We start from the raw sequence: 21,021 nt of genomic DNA on the forward strand, positions 1-21,021 counted from the left end.
GCCCCCCCCCCCCGTCAGGGGGGTGGTGGGGGGGCCCCCCCCCCCCCGCGGGGGGGGGGGGCCCCCCCCCCCACGTCTCACGGCACCGAGGAGCCCTTCCCGTGGCGAGATTCATCATCCGACGACTCCTCCAGATGGTGGTGGTCGTCTTCGTCCTGTCCCTGCTGATCTTCCTGTGGCTGCGCTCGCTGCCCGGTGGCACGGTCTCGGCGATCCTCGGCGAGCGGGCGACCCCCGCGACGCGCGAGGCGCTGACCAAGGCACTGGGGCTGGACCAGCCGATCTGGGTGCAGTACGGCAAGTTCCTCGAGCGGGCTGCGCACGGCGACTTCGGGGTCTCCACGCGGGTCCTCCCGGGTGCCGACGCGCTGGACATCTTCCTCGACCGGCTGCCCGCGACGATCGAGCTCAGCTTCTCGGCACTGTTCATCGCGGTGCTCCTCGCGATCCCGCTCGGGTACGTCTCGGCGCGGCGGTCCAACTCGCCGGTCGACAGCGGACTCGTCGTCCTCTCGCTCATCGGCGTGGCGGTCCCGGTCTTCTTCCTCGCCTTCCTCCTCAAGTACCAGTTCGCCGTCGAGCACAACTGGTTCCCCGTCTCGGGGCGCCAGGACAACCTCAGCTGCACCCGGGTGACGAACTTCTTCGTCCTGGACGGTCTGCTCACCCGCGAGCTCGACTGCTCGGCGAGCGCGCTGAAGCACCTCGTGCTCCCGTCCGTCGCGCTCGCGACGATCCCCTTCGCGGTCATCTACCGGATCACCCGGGCGTCCGTGCTCGACGTCATCGGCGAGGACTACGTCCGCACCGCCGAGTCCAAGGGCCTCACCGCCCGGACGATCCGTGGGCGGCACATCATGCGCAACGCCCTCCTCCCGGTGGTCACGACGATCGGTCTCCAGACCGGCGGTCTCCTCGCGGGGGCGGTGCTCACCGAGAAGGTCTTCAACTACGGAGGCATCGGCAACGCCCTCGCCGACGCCTTCCAGTACCGCGACTACTCGGTGCTCCAGGTGCTCATCCTCGCCGCGGCCGGGATCTACGTGATCATCAACCTCCTCGTCGACATCTCGTACGCGGTCATCGACCCGAGGGTGAGGACGCGATGAGCCCCGCCGGCCCGATGAGCCGCCGCAAGGAGCGGATCGACGCGCTGGCCGCGACGGCGGGCGGCACCCCTCCCCCGGAGCACGTCCGCGAGGCGGGGACCGTCGACGAGAAGCCCGGCGTCTCGCTCATCGCGAGCGCCTGGCAGCGTCTCCGCCGGAACCCGGTGTTCCTCATCGGCGCGTCGATCACCCTCGTGTTCGTCGTGCTGGCGCTGATCTCCCCGTTCATCGCGCCGCACGACCCGGCCGAGGGACTGCTCCTCTCCAAGGTCCGCCCGCAGTCCAACCCGGTCCCCGGGCCCGAGCCGGGCTTCCCGCTCGGCGCGGACGACGCCGGCCGCGACCTGCTCTCCCGGCTGCTCGTCGGCAGCCAGCAGACCCTCATCGTCGGCGTCTTCGCCACACTCTTCGGGCTCACCGGCGGCCTGACGCTCGGCATCCTCGCCGGGGCGTTCGGCGGCTGGGTCGACTCGTTCGTCATGCGCGTCGTCGACGTCCTGCTCTCCATCCCGTCGCTGCTGCTCGCGTTCTCCATCGCGGCGCTGGCCACCCGGCCGAGCCAGGTCACGGTGATCATCGCGGTCGCCGCGGTGCAGGTGCCGATCTTCGCCCGGCTGCTGCGCGGCTCGATGCTCGCCCAGCGGCACAGCGACCACGTGCTGGCCGCCCGGGCCCTCGGCGTCACCGAGCGCGCCGTCGTGTTCCGGCACATGCTGCCCAACTCGCTCGGCCCGGTCATCGTCCAGTCCACGCTCGTCCTCGCCGTCTCGATCATCGACGCCGCGGCGCTGTCCTTCCTCGGCCTCGGCAACCCGAACGACCGCCAGCCGGAGTGGGGCCAGATGCTCGGCCGTGCCCAGCCGTACATCTACGACAACCCGCACCTGGCCGTGTACCCCGCGCTGTGCATCATCGTCGTCGCGCTCGGCTTCACGCTGATGGGCGAGTCGCTACGCGAGGCCCTCGACCCCAAGAGCAGGAGGTGAGGCGCCGATGACCGCCACGGCGACCACCCCGTCCTCGACCACCCGCGGCGAGGAGCCGCTGCTGTCCGTGCGCGACCTGCGGGTCACGTTCACACGGCACGGTGAGGAGCCCTTCACCGCCGTCGACGGCGTGAGCTTCGACGTCCGCCCCGGCCAGACCGTGGGCCTCGTCGGCGAGTCGGGCTGCGGCAAGTCCGTCACGTCGCTCGCGATCATGGGTCTGCTCCCCGCCCGGGGGAACAGGGTCGAGGGCACCGCCACGTACGAGGGCACCGACCTCCTGCGGCTGCCCACGCAGGAGATGCGCGACCGGCGCGGCCGCGACATCGCGATGATCTTCCAGGACCCGTTGTCCTCGCTGAACCCGGTCGTCCCCGTGGGACGACAGGTCACCGAGGTCCTCGAGCGCCACAAGGGGATGTCCCGCAAGGCCGCGACACCGGTCGCGCGGGACCTCCTCGACCGGGTCGGCATCCCCGACCCGGACCGGCGGCTCACCGACTACCCGCACCAGATGAGCGGCGGGATGCGCCAGCGTGCGCTCATCGCGATGGCGCTGGCCTGCGAGCCGCGGCTGCTCATCGCCGACGAGCCGACCACCGCGCTCGACGTCACGATCCAGGCGCAGATCCTCGGCCTGCTCAAGGACCTCGTCGAGGACACCGGTACGGCGCTGGTGATGATCACCCACGACCTCGGCGTCGTCGCCGGGCTCTGCGACGAGGTCAACGTCCTGTACGGCGGCCGGATCGTCGAGCGCGGCAAGCGCCACGAGCTCTTCGCCGAGCCGCGCCACCCGTACACGAACGGGCTGCTCGGCTCCATCCCGCGGCTCGACGGCGAGCGCGGGGCGCCGCTCGACCCCATCCCCGGCTCGGTCGCCGACAACCTGCCGTGGGCGCACGCGTGCGCCTTCGCGCCCCGCTGCTCGCAGCCGGTCGACCGCTGCACCGCCGAGAGCCCCGGGCTCGAGGAGTCCGCCGGCCGAGCGCTGCGCTGCTTCAACCCCGTGGAGGTGTCCCGATGACGGTGACCGACGCGACCCCCGCGCCGCCTGCGGAGGGCGAGCGGGACCTCCTCGTCGACGCGCGCGGGGTCAAGGTGCACTTCCCCATCAAGCGTGGCGTCGTCTTCGACAAGGTCGTCGGCTACGTCTACGCCGTCGACGGTGTCGACCTGCAGATCCGGCGTGGCGAGACCTACGGCCTGGTCGGCGAGTCCGGATGCGGCAAGTCGACGCTCGGCAAGGCCATCCTCAACCTCGAGCCGCCCACCGAGGGGTCGGTCGTCGTCGACGGCACCGACGTCGCGTCGCTGGGGGGGAAGGAGCTGCGGGCCCGCCGCAAGGACTTCCAGATGGTCTTCCAGGACCCGATGAGCAGCCTGGACCCACGCCAGTCCGTGGAGTCGCTCCTCGTCGAGGGGATGAAGGCGCACGGCCTCGCGAGCGACGAGAAGGCCCTGGCGACCCGGCTGCGCGAGCTGCTCAAGGCCGTCGGCCTGCCGGCCGCCGCCCTCAAGAAGTACCCGCACGAGTTCTCCGGCGGGCAGCGGCAGCGCATCGGCATCGCCCGCGCGCTCGCGGTCGAGCCGAAGCTCATCGTCGCCGACGAGCCGGTGTCGGCCCTGGACGTCTCGGTGCAGGCACAGGTCATCAACCTGCTCGAGGAGCTCCAGGACGAGTTCGGCCTCACCTACCTCGTCGTCGCGCACGACCTCGCGGTCGTCCGGCACATCAGCGACCGGATCGGCGTCATGTACCTCGGCGGGATCGTCGAGGAGGCCGACGCCGACGACCTCTACGCCCAGCCGCTGCACCCGTACACCCGGGCGCTGCTCTCGGCGGTGCCGCTGCCCGACCCGGTCGCCGAGGACCGCCGTGAGCAGATCCTCCTCGTCGGCGACCTGCCCTCACCGTCGAACCCGCCTGCGGGCTGCCGGTTCCACACCCGCTGCCCGTGGCGGCAGGAGACCCGCTGCGACGACGAACGGCCGCAGCTGCGGGTCGTCGAGGTCGACGGCGTGCCGTCGTCGCACCGGGTGGCCTGCCACTGGGCCGAGCAGATCGAGCGCGGCGAGATCCGGCCGCACGACGTGAGCGCCACCTCCACCGAGCAGGCCATCCGCGACGACGGCGACGACGACCGCTGACCGGGCCCGGCCCGGTTCGGTGAGGCTTGCCTGGGGTGCCACCGGTGACCGCGCGGGAGCATGATGGCGGCATGAGCCGACTCCTCACTGACGACGAGGTCACCCGCCAGCTCGCCGACCTGCCCGGCTGGTCGCGCGAGGGCGACGCCATCCTGGCGACGATCGAGGCACCCGACTTCCCGGCGGCCATCCGGATCGTCGCGGCCGCGGCCGACGAGGCCGAGCAGATGAACCACCACCCGGACATCGACATCCGGTGGCGGACGACGCGCTGGCTGCTCACGACGCACGACGCCGGCGGGCTCACCCAGCTCGACATCGAGCTCGCGCACCGCATCTCCGAGGCCGCCCGCGCCGAGGGGGCCTCGCTCGATGGCTGAGCCCGACACGGTGACGGTCTCCGCCACCCATGTCGAGCCACACGACCGCTCGTTCTCCGAGCGGCTCAACTGGCTGCGGGCGGCGGTCCTCGGCGCGAACGACGGCATCGTGTCCACCGCCGGGCTCGTGATCGGGGTCGCCGCGGCCACGACGAGCCGTGGTGCCGTCCTCACCGCCGGGCTGGCCGGTCTCGCCGCGGGCGCGATGAGCATGGCGGTCGGCGAGTACGTCTCCGTGAGCACCCAGCGCGACAGCGAGCGGGCCCTCATCGCCAAGGAGGTCCGCGAGCTGCACGAGGAGCCCGACGCCGAGCTCGCCGAGCTCGCGGGCCTCTACGAGGCCAAGGGCCTCTCCCCCGACCTCGCCCACCGGGTGGCCGTCGAGCTCACCCGGCACGACGCGCTCGGGGCCCACGCGGACGTCGAGCTCGGCATCGACCCGGACAACCTGACGAACCCGTGGCATGCGGCCTGGGCGTCGATGGCGGCGTTCACGGCGGGGGCGCTGCTCCCCGTGCTCGCGATCGTGCTCCCACCGCTGACCTGGCGGGTACCGGTGACGGTCGCTGCCGTCGTGCTCGCACTGGGCTGCACGGGGGTGCTCAGCGCTCGGCTCGGTGACGCCGACCCGCGGCGTGCCACGGCGCGGGTCGTGCTCGGCGGGTTGCTCGCGATGGCCGTGACCTACGGCATCGGCTCACTCGTCGGCACCCAGGTGGGGTGATGGGCGGGCGGCTGCTCGTCGTCCAGCACGAGCCGGACGCACCTGCGGGGTGGCTCGGCGAGTGGTGGGCCGACGCCGGCGTGGAGCTCGACGTCGTCCGTGGGGACCTCGGGGAGCCGGTGCCCGAACGCCTGGCGGACGGCGGGCACCGTGGGCTCGTCGTCCTCGGCGGGGCGATGGGGGCCAACGACGACTCCGAGCACCCCTGGCTGGCCCCGACCAAGCAGCTGCTGCGCGTCTCGGTGCGGGCCGGGGAGCCCGTGCTCGCGGTGTGCCTCGGCCACCAGCTGGCGGCCGTGGCGCTCGGCGGCGCGGCGGGCCCGAACCCGGCCGGCCGGACCATCGGGGTCGTGCCGGTGGCGCTCACGCCGGAGGGCCAGGGGGACGCCCTGCTCGCCGGGGGCGACGGCGCACCGGCGGTGCACTTCAACGACGACGTCGTGCACCGGGTCCCGCCCGGGGCGACGGTGCTCGCCCGGCTGCCCGACGGCTCGCCGCAGGCGCTGCGGCTCGGCCTCCAGGCGTGGAGCGTGCAGTTCCACCCGGAGACCTCACCGGAGATCTTCGAAGACTGGGTGCGCTCGGAGCGCCCGGACGGCGCCGGCGACGCCGAGCGGACCCTGGTGGCTCAGGTGGAGGCAGCACGCGACCGGCTTCGGGCCGCATGGCAGCCGCTCGCCGAGCGCTTCGCCGCCCTCCTCGCCTGAGCTGCCCCGGCGAAAGCCGCCGCCACGGACCCGCGCCACATCGCGTCGGCACCTCACCGCCGCATCGGCGCGTCACCACCGCCTGACGCGGTTCGTGGCGGCGCCGGTGGCATCGAGATGGGGGTGATCACACCGCTTTCGACGCCACCGGGGACGCCAGCAGGCAAGACACCGAGGGACACCACCGAGCGGCGCCAGGAATGGCACCACCGACGCCGCCTTCTCAGGGGGCAACCGCGCGTGTCGCGGGCCCCGTCCACAGGACGAGGCCACGGCACGATGATCCACAGGGACGCGGCAGCCGGTGGCCGGGCGGCGGGCGGTCGTCGCACGCTCGTCCCATGGACGACCTCCCGACCGCTGTGACCACGCTTCTCGCGAGACAGGACGGCGTGGCCACGAGGGCGCAGCTCCTGGCCGCAGGGGTCTCCGAGGAACGGTGGCGCTGGCACGCCGGCCGTACCTGGCGCGTGGTGCTCCCCCGGGTCGTCCTGATGGACCGCGCCGAGCCCCGCCCTCGGCAGCGTCTCGTCGCGGCCCTCCTGTGGGGCGGCACCGACTCGGTCCTCGCGGGTGCCTCGGCAGCGGCATGGCACGGCATCACCACGGCTCGCGAGACCGGCACGGTCGATCTCCTCGTCCCGCGCCCGGCGGCCAGCCGCCAGGCGGGGTTCGCCAGGGTCACCCGGACTGTGCTGCACGACCCCGACATCGTCACGCGAGGACCGCTGCGGGTCTGCTCGCCGGCGCGCGCAGCGGTGGACGCTGCGACGAGCGCCGGATCCCCGTCCACGGCGTCCGCCATCCTCGTCGAGGCCGTCCAGCGCCGGGTGGCGACGCTCGACGACCTGGTCGAGTGGGTCCACCGTGCCCGTCCCACTCAGACGTCCGGGGTTCGCGCCGCCCTCGAGGACGCCGCGCGGGGGGTGTGGTCACGGCCGGAGGCCGAGCTCGTCGAGCTGCTGCGCGGCTCGACGGTCCTGCCGGAGGGGTGGGCGAACCCGCGGCTCGAGACATCCGCCGGAGTGCGGCTCCTCACGCCGGACCTGTGGTTCGACGACGTCGCCCTCGCCGTCATGGTGCACTCGCACCGCTACCACGCCCAGGGCGCCGACTGGGACGCCACGGTCGACGGCGACAGCCGGTTGACCACGGCCGGCATCGTCGTCGTCGGGGTGACTCCGCACCGGATCCGCACCGACCCCGGTGCCGTGCGTGCGCGGGTCGAGGCCGGCTACGAGGTCGCTCGTGCCCGACTGAGGCCCGCCGTCCGCGCAACGCCACAGGACGTGTGGGGCACGCCGGCACGCGCAGCCTCGGCACCGGCAGAGACGGCTCAGGTGGCGCCGCTGATGGCATCCGAGTCGGGGTGATCACCCCCATGTCGATGCCACCGAGGGCAGCAGCAGGACCGTCTCGAGGTCGAACTCCACCTCGAACAGCGCCGAGACCACCGGGCGGTCGGCGTTCAGTCGCCTCGGAGAGCGTCGAACAGCGGTCCGGCGAGCGGTGCGGAACGGACGTCGTCGAGGTCGACCGGCTCGCCGTCCGGCCCGGCGAGCGGCAGCCGCCAGTTGGGGTACTCCTCGTGTGTCCCGGGCTGGTTGATGGCCCGCCGGTCGCCCACGAGGTCGGGAAGCGCCACGGCGAGCATCCGGCTCGGGGTGCGGGCGAGCCACCGGTGCAGCGCGACGACGGTGTCCTCGACCCCGGCGTCCGCCGCGAGCAGCCCGCGCTCGGCCAACGCCGCGCGCACCCGTCCGATGGACGCCTCCTCGACCTCGCGCTCCTCCTCGACCGGCCGGGTCAGGAGCCCGAGACCCTCACGCACCGCGACGTGCTCGAGCGTGAGGTAGCCGGCGGTCGGCGGCAGGTCGTGCACCGTGACGGTCGACAGGCACAGCTCGCGGTACTCCTCGGGCGTGCGCACCCGGTCTCCGTCGAACTCGAACCACAGGATGGACGTGCCGAGCAGCCCGCGCTCGACGAGCACGTCCCGCACGTTCGGTGCGACGACGCCGAGGTCCTCGCCGATGACGACCGCCCCGGCCCGCTGCGCCTCGAGCACGAGGATGCCGACGAGCGCCTCGTGGTCGAGGTACACGTAGGTGCCCTCTGCCGGGCTCGCGCCGAGCGGGATCCACCAGAGCCGGAACAGCCCAAGGATGTGGTCGACCCGGATGCCACCGGAGTCGCGCAGCACCGTGCGGATCATGTCGCGGTACGGCGCGTAGCCCTGCTCGGCGAGTCGGTCCGGCCGCCACGGCGGCTGCGACCAGTTCTGCCCCAGCTGGTTGAACGGATCCGGTGGCGCGCCGACGGTGACGCCGCGGGCCAGCGCGTCCCCGAGCCCCCAGGCGTCCGCCCCGACCGGATGGACCCCCACCGCGAGGTCGTGGACGACGCCGAGCGCCATCCCCGCCGTCTCCGCCTCGTCCTGCGCGGCCGCCAGCTGCTGCTCGAGGAGCCACTGCATCCAGCGGTGGAGGTCGACGGCCTCCGGGTGCTCGGCGACGAACGCCGCGACCGCCGGCCCGTCCGGGTCCTGCAGCTCCTCGGGCCAGGCCGTGAACGGCAGGCCGTGGGCGTCGGCGAGCGCGCACCACGTGGCGAAGCGCAGCAGGCCGTCCCCCTCGCGGGCGCAGTAGGCGGCGAGCTCCGCGGCGCGCTCCGGCGGGAGTCCGGCGTCGAAGACGAGCTCGAGGGCCTCCCGCTTGACCGTCCACGACGCGTCGCGGTCGATCCGGTCGCCGGCGTTGAGCGCGCGCCCCCGGGCCGCGAGCTCGGCCACCCGTCGTCGCGCCGCCGGGTCGAGCGTGCCGGCCTCCGGGATGTCCTCGACGCGCAGGTACAGCGGGTTGACGAAGCGCCGGGTCGTGGGGAGGTAGGGCGAGGCCTCGATGGGCACGACCGGCTCGGCCGCATGCAGCGGGTTGACGAGGACGAAGTCGGCGTCGTGCGAGGTGGCGGCCCAGGACGCGAGCTCCGCGAGGTCGCGCAGGTCGCCGACGCCCCAGGACCCCGCCGAGCGGACCTGGTACAGCTGCGCCATGAGCCCGACGACCCGGCGCTCGGCGGACTCACCGGGCAGCTCGAGGCGCTCCGGAGTCACGACGAGCGTCGCGGTGGTGCTCGCGGGGTCGAGCGGCGTGACGTCCGCGTCGGCCACGATCCGGTGCCAGCCGAGGGGGAGGTCGTCCGGCAGCTCGAAGGCCGCCCGGCCCACCGGCGCACCGTCGACGACGCGGTCCGGCACCCAGCGGTCGACCTGCGCCAGCTCGCGCCGGCCACCGTCCTCGAGCTCGACGGAGACCCGTACGCCCGACCCCGCCGGGACGTGTACCGGCACCGGGTGCGGGCGACCGGCCCGGGTCACGACGGTGGGGGGCAGGGTCTGCCGCCAGGGCGCGTCCGCGTGGTCGGCGAGCGCGGCCTCGACGGCCGCGTCGTCCGCGGCGTCGACGCCCAGGGCCGCGAGGACGGCGACGATCGACGCCGCCGGCACGGTGACGTGGTGGCCGAGCCAGTTCCAGTACTCGGTGGCCACTCCGTGGGCCTGGGCGAGCTCGGCGAGCCGGGGGGTCGGGGCGTCGGGCTGCATGCACCCATCCTGCCAACGACGGCGGCGGGTGCGGACCGCCGGCCCGCACCCGCCGCCACCTGCGGCTCAGTGGGTGGGCGTCGAGGGGCTCAGCGCGTCGAGGTCCTTGACGACGCGCGGGTCGTCCTCGTCGGCGAAGTAGTCGCCGCGGATGGTCTCGTCCTCGCCCGGGGGTGCCTTGACCACGCCCAGGACGAGGGTCAGCACGACCGCCACGAGGAGGTTGAGGACGAACGCGGTGAGCGCGATGTACCCGAGCTCGCCGATGACCGGGATGTTCGCGAGCGACGAGCCGAAGTGGTCGACCCCGGAGCGCGGGTTGGCCGCGTTCCACGCCTGCCACGTCCCGTAGACCATCCCAACGGCCCATCCGGCGGTCAGCGCCCAGCGGTGCAGCCAGCGGGTGTAGAGCCCGAGGACCACGGCCGGGAACGTCTGGAGGATCCAGATGCCGCCGAGGAGCTGGAAGTTGATCGCGTTCTGCTTGTCGAGGACGAGGACGAACACGAGCGCGAACGCCTTGACGAGCAGCGACATGAGCTTGGAGACCTTGGCCTCCTGCTGCGGTGTGGCGTCCGGCTTGAGCCACTCCTTGTAGATGTTGCGGGTGAAGGTGTTCGCCGCCGCGATCGACATGATCGCCGCCGGGACGAGCGCCCCGATCGCGATGGCCGCGAACGCGACGCCCGCGAACCACGACGGGAACATGTCCTCGAACAGCTGCGGGATGACGAGCTGGGCGTTCGGCTCGCCGTCGAGCCCGACCGGCGTGGTGCCGGCCGCGATGGCGACCCAGCCGAGCAGGGCCAGCAGGCCGAGGACGAAGCTGTACGCCGGCAGGATCGAGGCGTTGCGCCGGATCGTGTTGCGCGACTTCGCCGACAGGCTGGCCGTGACCGAGTGCGGGTACATGAAGAGCGCGAGCGCCGAGCCGAGCCCGAGGGTGGCGTAGGCCCAGTGTGCCGACTCCGCCGGGACGAAGGAGCCCACCGGCTTGCCGTCCGGCGCGGCCGCGGTCATCTTCGCCTCCGCCGCCGAGAACACCTCGCCCCAGCCGCCGACCTTCGCGGGCAGGTAGATGATCGCGACGAGGATGACGAGGTAGATGAGGGTGTCCTTAACGAACGCGATGACCGCCGGCGCCCGTAGACCACTGGAGTAGGTGTAGGCCGCGAGCAGCGCGAAGGCGATGAAGAGCGGGGCGTCCTTGGCGACGATGTTCCCGCCGCCGCCGAGCCCGACGACCTCGAGCACCGCCTGGATGCCGACGAGCTGGAGGGCGATGTAGGGCATCGTCGCGAGGAACCCGGTGACCGCCACGGCGAGTGACAGGCCCCGGGAGCCGAACCGGCCGCGGACGAAGTCGGCGGTGGTCACGTAGCCGTGCCGGTGGCTCACCGACCACAGCCGCGCCATGAAGACGAAGATGATCGGGTAGAGCACGATCGTGTAGGGCACGGCGAAGAACCCGGAGACGGCGCCGAGCGCGAACATCGCGGCCGGGACCGCGACGAAGGTGTACGCCGTGTAGAGGTCGCCCCCGAGCAGGAACCACGTGATCCACGTGCCGAACGAGCGTCCGCCGAGGCCCCACTCGTCGAGGGACTCCATGGAGGTCGGCCGCCGCCAGCGGGTGGCCCAGAAGCCCAGGCCGGTGACGAGGAGGAACAGGAGGACGAGGACGGTCAGGGCGACGCCGTCGATGCCGCTCATCGGCCCTCCCCCGTCCCGGCGGTGGCGTCGTCGCCGGTCATCGGCCGGTGCGGGCGGGCGACGAGGACGATGCGGTACGCCGTGTACGTCAGCGCCGAGGTGATGAACACCCACAGGAACTGGTACCAGACGAAGAAGGGGAACGCGCCGAGCTTGGGGTCGACCCGGCTGTAGCTGCCGACCCACATCAGGGCGACGATCGGGACGAGGAGCAGCACGCCGGCGAGCACGAGCAGGCCGGTGCGTGCCGGCGGGACGGTGTCGTGGTCGACGGCCGCGCGCCCCGGTTCCTCGGGGACCTTCCGGTCGGTGGGGCTCATGGAACCTCCTTGTTCCACACGGAGACCCGGCGGGCCCGGGCCAGGGGACACGGTAGGAGCCGGAGGGCCGGGGCGGGGGGTTTCGTGCCTGGTGGTTCGGCCGTCGGACGTGCGGTGCAGGTTGGGCCCGTCCACCATCGTCTTCCTCCACGCCCACCCCGACGACGAGGCGTCCCAGACGTCCGGCTCGATGGCCCGCGCGGTCGACGACGGCCACCGCGTCGTCCTCGTCACCGCCACCGACGGGGACCACGGCATGCCCCCGGAGGACCTCGCGGAGGGCGAGACCGTCGTCGACCGCCGTCGCCGCGAGCTCGAGGCGTCCTCCCGGGCGATCGGCCTGCACCGCGTCGTGTGGCTCGGCTACGCCGACTCCGGGATGTCGGGGTGGGAGCAGAACTCGGGCGAGGGTGCGTTCGTCGGGGTCGACGTCGACGAGGCGGCGGCGCGCGTGGCGTCCGTCCTCGACGAGGAGGACGCCGACGTCGTCGTGGGCTACGACTGGCACGGGGGCTACGGCCATCCGGACCACGTGCAGGTCCATCGCGTGCTGCACCGGGCCACGGACCTCGCGGCCCGCCGGCCCCGGGTGCTCGAGGCGACGATGAACCGCGACGCCATGCGGGCGATGTCGGGATGATGCTCGCGTTGCCGGCCGAGGTCTTCACCACCATGTTCGGCTTCGAGCACTACGTCGAGCCCGGCCGCGAGCCCGGGATGGTCGAGGGCTGGCCCTTCGAGCAGGTCTGAGACTCCCCCCGGCGCTCAGTGCACGACGGCCACCGGCCGGTCGGCCGAGCCGACGACCCGGCGGCTCACGCTGCCGAGCAGGAGCCCGGCGAACCCGCCGTGCCCGCGGCTGCCGACGACGAGGAGGTCGGCGTCCTGCTCCAACGCGACGTCGGCGAGAACCGCCGCGGTGGGGCCGTGGCGGACGACGGTCGTGGTGGGCACGTCGGGGTGGTCGGGTGCGACGCGCGCCACGGCCTCGTCGAGTGCCGCCGCGTAGCGGTCGTCGATCTCGACGAACGAGTCCACCACGGGGTAGGTGACGAGCATCCCGGTCTCGATCTCGCTGCGCCACGCGACGACGCACGTGACCGACCCACCGTCGGGGTCGACGGCGCCGAGCGCGAAGTCCAGGGCGCGCAGGCTGGGCTCACTGCCGTCCACGCCCACGACGACGTGTCGGGCCCGGCGGGCCGCCGTCCCCGCGGGCACGACGAGCACGGGGCAGTGCGCATGGGCCATGACCGGCATGACGACGGAGCCGAAGCCGCGGTGGGCCGGTGACCCCATGACGAGCAGCGCGGCGGTCTCCGAGGCGTGGACCAGACCGCTGGCGGTGGGACCCCAGGGCACCTCGACCTGCGGGTCGAGCCCGGGATGCTCCGCCCGCACGGCTGCGGCGACCTCGTCGAGGTGGGTGCGCGTGCTGCGCTCCAGATCCTCGGAGAGGTTGGGCTCGCCCACGGCGAGGGCCTGCACCGAGCCGAACTGCAGGCCGGCGTCGACGACCGAGACCAGGCGGAGCGGCTCACCCGTGCGCTCGGCCTCCGCGACCGCCCACGCGGTGACGGCGTCGTCGTGGGCGGAGGCGTCGAGCGCCGCGAGGACGCCTCGTGCCGTGGTCGCGTCGGCTGCCTCGTTCATCGTGACCTCCTGTGGCACCAGTCTGCTCCCGGTGACGCGCGGACGCAGTCCCCGGACTCACAGCGGCGCCCGCGGCCCGAGCCGGTGAGACCGTCGGGCCAGGTCACGCGGGCTGAACGGGATCCGCCATGATGGCTTCCACACACGACGGCGAGCGGATGCAGGGAGGCGGCGTGGCGACGGAGTCCTACGACCCGAGCTACTACGACGTGCTCGGCGTGCCCGAGGACGCCGACGGCGCCACCATCCGCAAGGCCTTCGCGCGGGGGATGCGCGAGGCCCACCCGGACCAGCACGCGGGCGACGAGGCCGCCCAGCGGGCCGCCGCCGAGAAGCGCGCACGTCTGCTCACCGAGGCGCGCAGCATCCTCACCGGCCCGGACCGTCAGGGGTACGACGAGCGGCTGCGGCTGCACCGCGGGTCCGCACCGGCCCCGTCCCCGGTCACGCCCGCACCACCGCCGTCCGGCGGCACCTCACGCGGCGCGGACCAGGAGTCGGTCCTGCCGCTGACCCGCGAGCGCTGGGAGCGTGGTGGCACGCTCGTCCCGAACAACGGCGGGCGGCCGATCGTCGTGCCGGCCCGGCCCGCCCACGGCAGCGTCCTGACCTTCGAGGGCCGGGGTGGGCCGGGGAGGAACGGCTCGCCGGCCGGCGACCTCCACGTCCGTGTGGTCCACGTCGACTCCGACGGGGACGAGCTGCCCGAGGGGCACGCCGCCGCGTCCCGGGCCTCGGCGTTGGGCCGCGTGGTGCGTGGGCTCTCCCCCGTGGAGGCCGGGGTGGCCGGCGTGGTCGTGTTCGTCGCGGTGGTGTTCGTCGCGGTGCTCGCCCTGACGTAGCCGTCAGACGTTGAAGCGGCCACCCGTCGAACTCCGATGGGCTCATCGCCACGATGACCACGGTAGTCCGCAAGGCCGCGCCGAAGTCGACCCATCGGCCCGTCGCCGAGGATGTCGAGATCGTCCTCACCTGAGGAGGCGCGCGCTGTGATCCTCGACCCGCCCGTAACGGAGCGCCATCGCGGTGCCACCCTTCACCGCACCCTCGGGGAGCATCTACGCTCGCGCAGAGGGAGCCCGAGCTGCACGCCCCCTTCACCGCACCCTCGGGGAGCATCTGCCCCACGACGACCATGGCCATGGTCGTCTGCCGGCGGAGCGACCCGGTGTCATCGGACTCGGGGTTGCGGATCCGTTCCTCGAGCGACCTCAGGTTGGGTGGTGGCGTCGAGTACGTCATGAGCCAGCCGTCCCATCAAGAGCCTTTCCGAGCTCGCGCTGGAGCTTCGCGTACTCGGCACGGGTCACCAGGCCCTCCTTGCGAGCATCCCGGGCCGCCTCTCGTAGTCGCGTCGGCTCGATCCGGCCGCGACAGTCCAGGATCGCGTCAGCCACCCGCATCGCCAGCAGGCCCGCGTACCGAGTGAGGCTGGGAGCCTCACCAGGAGGCGGCGCGCTCACCGCCATGAACGCTGGGAACCGGGCCCGTGTCCGTTTCGGCGCGACGACACGGATCGTCCGAGGGTTCACGTCAGCAAGACCGAACAGCGCCAACACGGAGTCGCCACGCAGGTAGGAGTTCTCCCCCACCCTCAGCAGTGCCTCGGCGAACTGGTCGAAAGGAGTGCCGGGCGCGTCCGGAACCCGGTAGATCCCATACGCGACATTGACGAGAGCGCCTCGGGCAGCCAGCTTGCGGAGCTCGACCGCCGGAACACCAGCCGAGGCCGCCTGCTTCGTGGTGATGAAGCCGTACTCCCCGAGCGCGATCTCGCGCACCAGGTCCCGGTACTTCACGCCTTGTGCCAGGAGTCACGTGGAGACAATCGCGACCGCCTGCCCATGACCGCATCTGGCACAGCCTGGCCGGACCTCCTGCGGACTGTTTGCGGACCGCTGGACGGTCGGAGACCCTGAGGTCTTCCTCGCGGACTCACCGACGTCACGTGGGGCTAGACCGAGCGTCGACCGAGGCCTTCGATCTTCGCGGACCTTGCGGACAGGTCGCGGATGCTCTGCCAGACAACTGCCCGGGGCGCATCGATCTTGAGTGCTTGCATGCACTCGTCGAGACGGTGCGGGCGATCGCGGAGGTAGGCGACTGCTTTGTCGAGGCTCTTGCCGACCGTCTCGCCGTATGCATCGACCGCCTTGTACGCGCCGGCCTTCAGGGCGGCGGTGTCGGGTTTCATCATGGCCAGGTCGATCAGGTCGCGGCTGAACGTGGAGGTGTCTGCCCAGCGGTCGTCGTTGGCGAGCAGCTTGGTGGCCACCTGGTCGGTGCGCGTCAGGAGCCGTATCCCGCAAATCTCTTGGTCCGTAGAGGGATTGTCGAGATCGATGCGACCCTCATGGATGATCTCGAGCTTGATCGCAACCCCAGCCACGATCACCGACGTCCGGATCCCGTAGCCGTCGACAGAGGGTGTTCGGCCCAACTCCAGTTCGCGTGTAGCCAGAGCGTCGAGCCCATTGTCCCTGACGATCTGGCGCAGCTTTCGGTACGACTGCAGGTCGGAGACCAGGAAGTCGATATCGACCGACTCGCGGAACTCACCGTTGGCGAGCACGATCGCGGTGCCGCCTCCGAACCAGCAGTTGTGCTCGGCCAGGAGCGGCGCGTCGAGCATCGAGAGCACTTCGCCCACCCGTTGGTGGTGGAGCCGCCTAAACAAGGAGCCTTCCATTGCTGTAGGTGTCTGCGAGGTGCTGGATGAACGCCTTCTCGTCATCGGTGAGGGTGTCCTGGTCGAGGTGTCGCCAACCGCGTTCGTAGAGGTTGAGCGCCTCCGTCTCGGTGATGGTGGTGCCGGCGTCGGTCTGCCATGCCAGCGCGCGAAGACCGGGGTAGTCGCCGACCGTGATCGTCGCCGGTTCTCCTGCCGGAGCGTCGAGGATCGGAACGACGAGGTGAAGTCCGAGTGCGGCCGCAACGTTGACGTAAGCGCCGATCGTGACCGAGGGGTTGCCTGACTCGATCCTGTGCATGGTGACACGCGACACCCCAGCAGCTTCGGCACAGGCGACCACCGTGACACCGAGGGCCTTCCGACGTTCGCGCAGTCGGGCGCCTAGGCGTTCGAGATCCGCCTGCTGCTCGGGGCTCGTGTACGGACTACGGGCTGGCACGTTTCTCATTTTAGTCATTTGGCCCTTCATGTCAATCATGAGAAACACTTCATGCGGGTTCTCGGTCAGACGGGGACAGCCAAACGCGCAGCTGGCCGTGCCCGCTGACGACCTCGTCCACGCAGAACGCCCAGCGGTCAGGTCGCATCGACAGTGTGGCCATCACCTGTTCCGACGGGCTCGTAGAGCCGGATGGCGAAGCCCACTGCGCCGACGGAGACACGCTCCGGGCTCGGGCCCACTACCCCCAGAAGATCGGATCGCCGCCGGTCTCGATGTAGCCGAGGAGCGCCTGGACGTTCTTCATCGGGCGCTTGCGCTTGTACTCGTGGAACTTCAGGTTGCGGTCGCGCCAGTAGATGACCCATCGGCCCGTCGACTGCGTATAGCGCAGCCGGGCGATCGGGAACCGGGAGTGCCCACCAAGACCGTCCCACGGTGGTCGCACCTCGACGATGTCGACGTGTCGATCGCCGATGTCGGCCTCGACCTTCAGGTCGTCCCAGAGGTGCTCGGGCACGCGCTCACGCGCCCAGAGGCGGATGCGGAGCAGATCGGTCTCGGGAAGCGCCACGACATCAGCGTGCCATCGAGTGGAGCGAGCGGGCCCCGCCGAAGCGCGGGCCGGTCGACGGGCGTGCGGACCGTCCCACCGAGCCCGAATGACGTACCCCGGTGGCACGAGTCGGGCCGGAGTATCTGCTTGATGCTGGGCGCGTTGTTGTCAGACCTTGGCGATGAGGTCCTCGCTGATCGTCCACAGGTCGTGGGCGAGTTTGGCGGCTGTGGGTGACTGAGCGAAGCCGGTCGGTCGGTTGCGCTGGTGGTAGGCGCCCGGGCGCCAGCCCGCGTCGGGGGGTGCGGTGGCCAGCCAGAGCATCCGACGGGCGCCGGCGTCGGGGGTGGCGAGGAGTCGCCTGACGAGCGGGTTGTGGAGGGCCGAGTGGACCAGCGGTGAGCCGGTGCTGCCGAAGTTGGAGGCGGTGACGCCGGGGTGATAGGCAGTGGCGATTAGGCCGGCTGGTCCGAAGCGGCAGTGGAGCTCGAGGGTGAACCAGACGTTGGCGAGCTTGGCGTAGGAGTAGGCCTTCATCGGCCGGTATCCGTGCTCGAGCTGGAGGTCGGCCACGTCGGGTGGCCGCACGCTCCGGGCTGCGACGCTCGAGGTCTGGATCAGCCTGGCGCCGGGCCGCGCGGTGAGCAGCGGCATCAGCCGGGTGGTGAGGAGGAAGGGCGCGAGATGGTTGACCTGGAAGGTCTGCTCGACACCGTCGGGGGTGAGCGTGCGCTCGGCGAAGACCCCGCCGGCGTTGTTGGCGAGCACGTCGATGCGGTCGTAGGTGCCGAGGAGGTCGTCGGCCAGCGCCGCCACCGACCGCAGGTCGGCGAAGTCGGCCAGGTGGTACGGCGCGCCGATCTCCGCGGCAACGGCCCGGGTCTTCGCCGGGGTACGGCCGATCACGACCACGCGGTGCCCGGCGCCGGCGGCCTGCCGGGCCGCGGCGGCGCCGATGCCGTCGCTGGCTCCGGTGATCACGATGGTCTTGGCCGCGTCCGTGGGCTCCGACGGCCCCGTGGGCCGGTGCTCTCCGCTCACCGGTGCTCCGGCCCGTGGGATACGTCCATGGTCGCGGCCAGGAGTGGGAAGTGGAAGGCCTCGCCCCAGCAGAAGATCCCGGCAGCGAGCAGCCCCAGGCTGAACGCCGCGCCCGCCCAGATCATGGTGGCCGTGAGCGGCGCGGTGGCGATCACCGCGACCAGGCTCAGCGCCATCAAGGCGTGGGTGAGCGACTCCCCCACATGCACCATCGGCCAGTGTCGGTGGACGATCGCGCCCGGGAGGTTCGCGCTGGGGTGGAACACCATCGCCGCCAGCAGTGCCGGGCCCGCGACCAGCGCGAGTGCCCGGGCGAACGTGGTGATCGTCGCATCGGGTGCGTCGAAGGCCAGCGTCACCATCCCACCGCCCAGGGCGAGGGCGTAAACCACGCCGGTCACCCGCTCGGTCAGGCCGCGCACCACCACCATGGCGAGCATCAGCAACGGCACCGCGGCGAGCAAGAGGCCGGCGAGCGCTGAGCTGCCGGAGTCGCGGATCAGTCCGATACCGAAGGTCAGGCCGCCGCCGATGATCAGCGGTGCCGAGGCGGCGGACACCACCAGCACCGGTGTCGGCACCTTCCCCGACATCAGCATCGTGTTGAGGGTGTGCATGGACCCCGGCCGGTTGCGGGCGTCGGTGACCAGGCGGTCGAGCACAGTACTCATGAGATTTCTCCTCTATCAGGATGGCCGGGAGTGGTCGGGGCCGACCACACGGGACGATTCGGCGACTCATAGTGCGACTGAGTCGCATGTATAGACTAGATCGCGATGAACAGTTCGGAGATCTCCCCGAACAGCACCCCGGGGACCCCGTTGCGACCGAGATTGCGCCAGGCGATGCGCCAGGAGGTCGCGGCGACCGCCATCCGGCTGCTGGTCGACCGCGGCTTCGATGGCGTTACGGTGGCGGAGATCGCCGCGGAGGCGGGAGTCTCCCGGGCGACGTTCTTCCGCTACTTCGGTGGCAAGGAGGACGCCGTCTTGGCTGCCGTGGAACCAGTGGGCGAGCGGATCGCCGAGGGACTCGGCGCTCAGCCCGAGGACCTCGATCCCTGGGACGCGCTGCGGACCGCGGTCGTTGCCGCCGTCGGGTCTGAGTCCGAGGATCGGGAATGGGCGCTCGCGCGGACCCGGCTGATCACCAGTGCGCCCAGCTTGCGCGCTCGCGAGCTGGAGAAGCACCACCGTTGGCAGGGTCTGATCGGCGCGGCCCTGGCCGCCCGGCTCCGCGAGCCGCCGGACTCGCTCACCGTCCGAACCCTGGCCGCCGCCGCTCTCGCCGCTCTCGAGGCCGCCACCGACGCCTGGGCGGCCACCGACGCCACCACCGACCTCGCCGCCCTGGTCGACGCCGCCTTCGGCACCCTCACCCTCGCGGACCAGGCCCAACCACCAACGCAAACATGAGCCGCGCGGCCCTCAATTCCGGCAACCCGCGCGCCTGAGAATCTCTCGGCCACCGCCCGCGCCATCCGGACCGCCGTCTCCAACGAAGCTCCGGCAACGACCACGAGCGCGACCAAACGCCTCACCAACTGCCGGTAAGCCGTGCGGTGCCCGCGACGAGTACCTCGCGGGCACCGCCGAGCCTGGCAGGGCGCTCGGCCTTGACACCGGCACGAGGTAGGCGCTCACAGGCGCGGAACACGCACGTCACCGCTCTCGCGGCTGCGAGCTGCTGACATCTCCCGCCATCGGTGCGGGTCACGGTGCGCGGCCCTCCACTCGTGTCGAGCCGCACGCACCGCGCTGGCCAGGCCGAGCTCGGCCATGGGCCGCTCCACGCTTCATCGCGCGATCGGTGGCGCGTCCGCGGGCCCCCTCAATTCAGCGTCAGCTAGGAGATCGCGCGGGTAGGTGACGGCTTGGCGTGACAGCGAGGCGGGCACGGCGGCTGTTACCAGTGGGACTTGTGAGAACCTACTGTTCAGCAGACACCGCCGTGCCCGCCGTCCCATCTTGGGTCATTGACCCCGTGTGGGACCAGTTCGAGGCGCTGGTCCCCGAGATCATCGACACCCACCCCCTCGGATGCCACAACCCCCGCATCCCCGACCGGGTCGTGTTCGGCAAACTCGTCCAGGTCCTCGTCGTGGGCGTCTCCTACGCCAAGATCGCCGACTCGACCTGCTCGGCCACCACCATCCGCACCCGACGGGACGAGTGGATCACCGCCGGGGTCTTCACCCGGCTCGAGCAGCTCGCACTGACCGCCTACGACCAGGTCGTGGGCCTGGACCTGGAGAACGTCACCGTCGACGGCTGCCTGGTCAAAGCACCCTGCCGCGGCCAAGCCGCCGGGCGATCCCCGGTCGACCGAGGCAAGCTCGGCACCAAACGCTCGCTGCTGGTCGACGGCGCCGGGATCCCCCTCGGGTGCGTGAGCGCCGGCGCCAACCGGAACGACTCCCCCCTGCTACGGCCCACCCTGGAACACCTCGCCCGGTTCGACGAATGCCTCGGGGTCGGGCTGCCCGAGCAGATCACCGTCCACCTCGACGCCGGCTACGACTCGGCCAAGACCCGCGACCTACTCGACGAGCTCGGCTGCCACGGCGTGATCAGCACCAAAGGATCCCCACTCCAAGCCGGGAAACGCTGGGTCATCGAGCGCACCAACTCCTGGCACAACCGCGGCTTCAAGAAACTCGCCATCTGCACCGAACGACCAACCCGCGTCATCGACGCCTTCATCGCCCTCGCCAACACGATCATCATCACCAGACGCCTCATCCACACCGCCTGGACCACCCACCGCTGGCACACCCGCCCCCCACGGCGACCCTGACCTACCCGCGCGATCTCTAAGCAAATGAGCCAACTCGGGTCGGACGGGCGAACTGACCCCCGGCGAGTCTGGAGGTGCGGGCTCGGCAGCGACCGCTCCTACCCATCAGGCTGAATCCTTTGCGGACTGCGAAGGGTCACACCCCTTCTGACC

At 71.8% G+C, this 21,021-nt stretch carries 21 protein-coding genes and 1 pseudogene; 12 read left to right on the plus strand and 10 right to left on the minus strand.

Annotated elements, in window-relative coordinates:
- Nucleotides 1-101 precede the first annotated feature (101 nt).
- From JQN72_RS15470 to JQN72_RS15505, 8 genes are all read left to right on the plus strand, one after another.
- Entirely contained in the window at nucleotides 102-1,109 is a 1,008-nt protein-coding gene (locus tag JQN72_RS15470; protein ID WP_204136033.1) for an ABC transporter permease, read from the plus strand.
- Complete coding sequence (locus JQN72_RS15475) at nucleotides 1,106-2,095, plus strand: ABC transporter permease (protein ID WP_204136034.1); 990 nt, start codon at nucleotides 1,106-1,108, stop codon at nucleotides 2,093-2,095. Before JQN72_RS15470 ends, JQN72_RS15475 begins: the two co-directional genes overlap by 4 nt.
- Before the next feature lie 7 nt (nucleotides 2,096-2,102).
- Nucleotides 2,103-3,122: an ABC transporter ATP-binding protein gene (locus JQN72_RS15480; protein WP_204136035.1), complete on the plus strand. Its 1,020-nt coding sequence runs from the start codon at nucleotides 2,103-2,105 to the stop codon at nucleotides 3,120-3,122.
- Complete coding sequence (locus JQN72_RS15485) at nucleotides 3,119-4,246, plus strand: ABC transporter ATP-binding protein (protein ID WP_204136036.1); 1,128 nt, start codon at nucleotides 3,119-3,121, stop codon at nucleotides 4,244-4,246. The genes JQN72_RS15480 and JQN72_RS15485 overlap by 4 nt, the downstream gene beginning before the upstream one ends.
- A 71-nt stretch (nucleotides 4,247-4,317) precedes the next feature.
- Nucleotides 4,318-4,626, plus strand: a complete 309-nt coding sequence (locus tag JQN72_RS15490) for a 4a-hydroxytetrahydrobiopterin dehydratase (protein WP_204136037.1) — start codon at nucleotides 4,318-4,320, stop codon at nucleotides 4,624-4,626.
- Nucleotides 4,619-5,350 (plus strand): VIT family protein, encoded by a 732-nt coding sequence (locus JQN72_RS15495; RefSeq protein ID WP_204136038.1) that lies wholly within the window; start codon nucleotides 4,619-4,621, stop codon nucleotides 5,348-5,350. Before JQN72_RS15490 ends, JQN72_RS15495 begins: the two co-directional genes overlap by 8 nt.
- Entirely contained in the window at nucleotides 5,350-6,057 is a 708-nt protein-coding gene (locus tag JQN72_RS15500; protein ID WP_204136039.1) for a type 1 glutamine amidotransferase, read from the plus strand. Before JQN72_RS15495 ends, JQN72_RS15500 begins: the two co-directional genes overlap by 1 nt.
- Nucleotides 6,058-6,398: 341 nt before the next feature.
- Complete coding sequence (locus JQN72_RS15505) at nucleotides 6,399-7,430, plus strand: type IV toxin-antitoxin system AbiEi family antitoxin (protein WP_204136040.1); 1,032 nt, start codon at nucleotides 6,399-6,401, stop codon at nucleotides 7,428-7,430.
- Nucleotides 7,431-7,525: 95 nt separating this feature from the next.
- Here the strand turns inward: JQN72_RS15505 and malQ are convergent, their stop codons facing one another.
- From malQ to JQN72_RS15520, 3 genes are all read right to left on the minus strand, one after another.
- Nucleotides 7,526-9,658 (minus strand): 4-alpha-glucanotransferase, encoded by a 2,133-nt coding sequence (gene malQ, locus JQN72_RS15510; RefSeq protein ID WP_204136041.1) that lies wholly within the window; start codon nucleotides 9,656-9,658, stop codon nucleotides 7,526-7,528.
- 66 nt (nucleotides 9,659-9,724) lie between these two features.
- On the minus strand, nucleotides 9,725-11,371 hold the full coding sequence (mctP, locus tag JQN72_RS15515) for a monocarboxylate uptake permease MctP (RefSeq protein ID WP_204136042.1): 1,647 nt from the start codon (nucleotides 11,369-11,371) through the stop codon (nucleotides 9,725-9,727).
- On the minus strand, nucleotides 11,368-11,691 hold the full coding sequence (locus JQN72_RS15520; protein ID WP_204136043.1) for a DUF3311 domain-containing protein: 324 nt from the start codon (nucleotides 11,689-11,691) through the stop codon (nucleotides 11,368-11,370). Before JQN72_RS15520 ends, mctP begins: the two co-directional genes overlap by 4 nt.
- 121 nt (nucleotides 11,692-11,812) lie before the next feature.
- Between JQN72_RS15520 and JQN72_RS15525 the strand changes: the two are divergent.
- Nucleotides 11,813-12,441: pseudogene (locus tag JQN72_RS15525) on the plus strand (PIG-L deacetylase family protein).
- Nucleotides 12,442-12,456: 15 nt separating this feature from the next.
- Here JQN72_RS15525 and JQN72_RS15530 read toward each other — a convergent pair.
- Nucleotides 12,457-13,344, minus strand: a complete 888-nt coding sequence (locus tag JQN72_RS15530; RefSeq protein ID WP_204136044.1) for a universal stress protein — start codon at nucleotides 13,342-13,344, stop codon at nucleotides 12,457-12,459.
- Nucleotides 13,345-13,475: 131 nt separating this feature from the next.
- Here JQN72_RS15530 and JQN72_RS15535 point away from each other — a divergent pair, with 131 nt between their 5' ends.
- Entirely contained in the window at nucleotides 13,476-14,186 is a 711-nt protein-coding gene (locus tag JQN72_RS15535; protein ID WP_204136045.1) for a J domain-containing protein, read from the plus strand.
- 396 nt (nucleotides 14,187-14,582) lie between these two features.
- Here JQN72_RS15535 and JQN72_RS15540 read toward each other — a convergent pair whose 3' ends face one another.
- The 6 genes from JQN72_RS15540 to JQN72_RS18550 form a co-directional block, all read right to left on the minus strand.
- Nucleotides 14,583-15,143: a type IV toxin-antitoxin system AbiEi family antitoxin domain-containing protein gene (locus JQN72_RS15540; RefSeq protein WP_307812740.1), complete on the minus strand. Its 561-nt coding sequence runs from the start codon at nucleotides 15,141-15,143 to the stop codon at nucleotides 14,583-14,585.
- Nucleotides 15,144-15,298: 155 nt separating this feature from the next.
- Nucleotides 15,299-15,994, minus strand: coding sequence for a nucleotidyl transferase AbiEii/AbiGii toxin family protein (locus JQN72_RS15545; RefSeq protein ID WP_204136046.1), 696 nt, complete (start codon nucleotides 15,992-15,994; stop codon nucleotides 15,299-15,301).
- Between the two features lie 19 nt (nucleotides 15,995-16,013).
- Nucleotides 16,014-16,475, minus strand: coding sequence for a helix-turn-helix domain-containing protein (locus tag JQN72_RS15550; RefSeq protein WP_204136047.1), 462 nt, complete (start codon nucleotides 16,473-16,475; stop codon nucleotides 16,014-16,016).
- Between the two features lie 241 nt (nucleotides 16,476-16,716).
- Nucleotides 16,717-17,049, minus strand: a complete 333-nt coding sequence (locus JQN72_RS15555; protein ID WP_204136048.1) for a DUF3024 domain-containing protein — start codon at nucleotides 17,047-17,049, stop codon at nucleotides 16,717-16,719.
- Nucleotides 17,050-17,199: 150 nt separating this feature from the next.
- Complete coding sequence (locus tag JQN72_RS18545; RefSeq protein WP_307812741.1) at nucleotides 17,200-18,072, minus strand: SDR family NAD(P)-dependent oxidoreductase; 873 nt, start codon at nucleotides 18,070-18,072, stop codon at nucleotides 17,200-17,202.
- Nucleotides 18,069-18,743, minus strand: coding sequence for a hypothetical protein (locus tag JQN72_RS18550; protein WP_239100736.1), 675 nt, complete (start codon nucleotides 18,741-18,743; stop codon nucleotides 18,069-18,071). Before JQN72_RS18550 ends, JQN72_RS18545 begins: the two co-directional genes overlap by 4 nt.
- Before the next feature lie 105 nt (nucleotides 18,744-18,848).
- Here JQN72_RS18550 and JQN72_RS15565 point away from each other — a divergent pair, with 105 nt between their 5' ends.
- The gene (locus JQN72_RS15565; protein WP_204136050.1) at nucleotides 18,849-19,487 is read left to right on the plus strand and encodes a TetR family transcriptional regulator; all 639 of its coding nucleotides are present in this window, start codon (nucleotides 18,849-18,851) and stop codon (nucleotides 19,485-19,487) included.
- 535 nt (nucleotides 19,488-20,022) lie between these two features.
- Entirely contained in the window at nucleotides 20,023-20,868 is an 846-nt protein-coding gene (locus tag JQN72_RS15570) for an IS5 family transposase (RefSeq protein WP_204136051.1), read from the plus strand.
- The last annotated feature ends 153 nt before the right edge of the window (nucleotides 20,869-21,021 follow it).

Origin of the sequence: Phycicoccus sp. CSK15P-2 (assembly GCF_016888005.1) — a bacterium.
GTDB lineage: Bacteria > Actinomycetota > Actinomycetes > Actinomycetales > Dermatophilaceae > Phycicoccus.

Coding starts and splice junctions, on each gene's coding strand:
- JQN72_RS15475 (WP_204136034.1), top strand. CDS start 1,106: ATGAGCCCCGCCGGCCCGATGAGCCGCCGCAAGGAGCGGATCGACGCG.
- JQN72_RS15480 (WP_204136035.1), top strand. CDS start 2,103: ATGACCGCCACGGCGACCACCCCGTCCTCGACCACCCGCGGCGAGGAG.
- JQN72_RS15485 (WP_204136036.1), top strand. CDS start 3,119: ATGACGGTGACCGACGCGACCCCCGCGCCGCCTGCGGAGGGCGAGCGG.
- JQN72_RS15490 (WP_204136037.1), top strand. CDS start 4,318: ATGAGCCGACTCCTCACTGACGACGAGGTCACCCGCCAGCTCGCCGAC.
- JQN72_RS15495 (WP_204136038.1), top strand. CDS start 4,619: ATGGCTGAGCCCGACACGGTGACGGTCTCCGCCACCCATGTCGAGCCA.
- JQN72_RS15500 (WP_204136039.1), top strand. CDS start 5,350: ATGGGCGGGCGGCTGCTCGTCGTCCAGCACGAGCCGGACGCACCTGCG.
- JQN72_RS15505 (WP_204136040.1), top strand. CDS start 6,399: ATGGACGACCTCCCGACCGCTGTGACCACGCTTCTCGCGAGACAGGAC.
- malQ (WP_204136041.1), bottom strand. CDS start 9,658: ATGCAGCCCGACGCCCCGACCCCCCGGCTCGCCGAGCTCGCCCAGGCC.
- mctP (WP_204136042.1), bottom strand. CDS start 11,371: ATGAGCGGCATCGACGGCGTCGCCCTGACCGTCCTCGTCCTCCTGTTC.
- JQN72_RS15520 (WP_204136043.1), bottom strand. CDS start 11,691: ATGAGCCCCACCGACCGGAAGGTCCCCGAGGAACCGGGGCGCGCGGCC.
- JQN72_RS15530 (WP_204136044.1), bottom strand. CDS start 13,344: ATGAACGAGGCAGCCGACGCGACCACGGCACGAGGCGTCCTCGCGGCG.
- JQN72_RS15535 (WP_204136045.1), top strand. CDS start 13,476: ATGGCTTCCACACACGACGGCGAGCGGATGCAGGGAGGCGGCGTGGCG.
- JQN72_RS18550 (WP_239100736.1), bottom strand. CDS start 18,743: ATGAGTACTGTGCTCGACCGCCTGGTCACCGACGCCCGCAACCGGCCG.
- JQN72_RS15565 (WP_204136050.1), top strand. CDS start 18,849: ATGAACAGTTCGGAGATCTCCCCGAACAGCACCCCGGGGACCCCGTTG.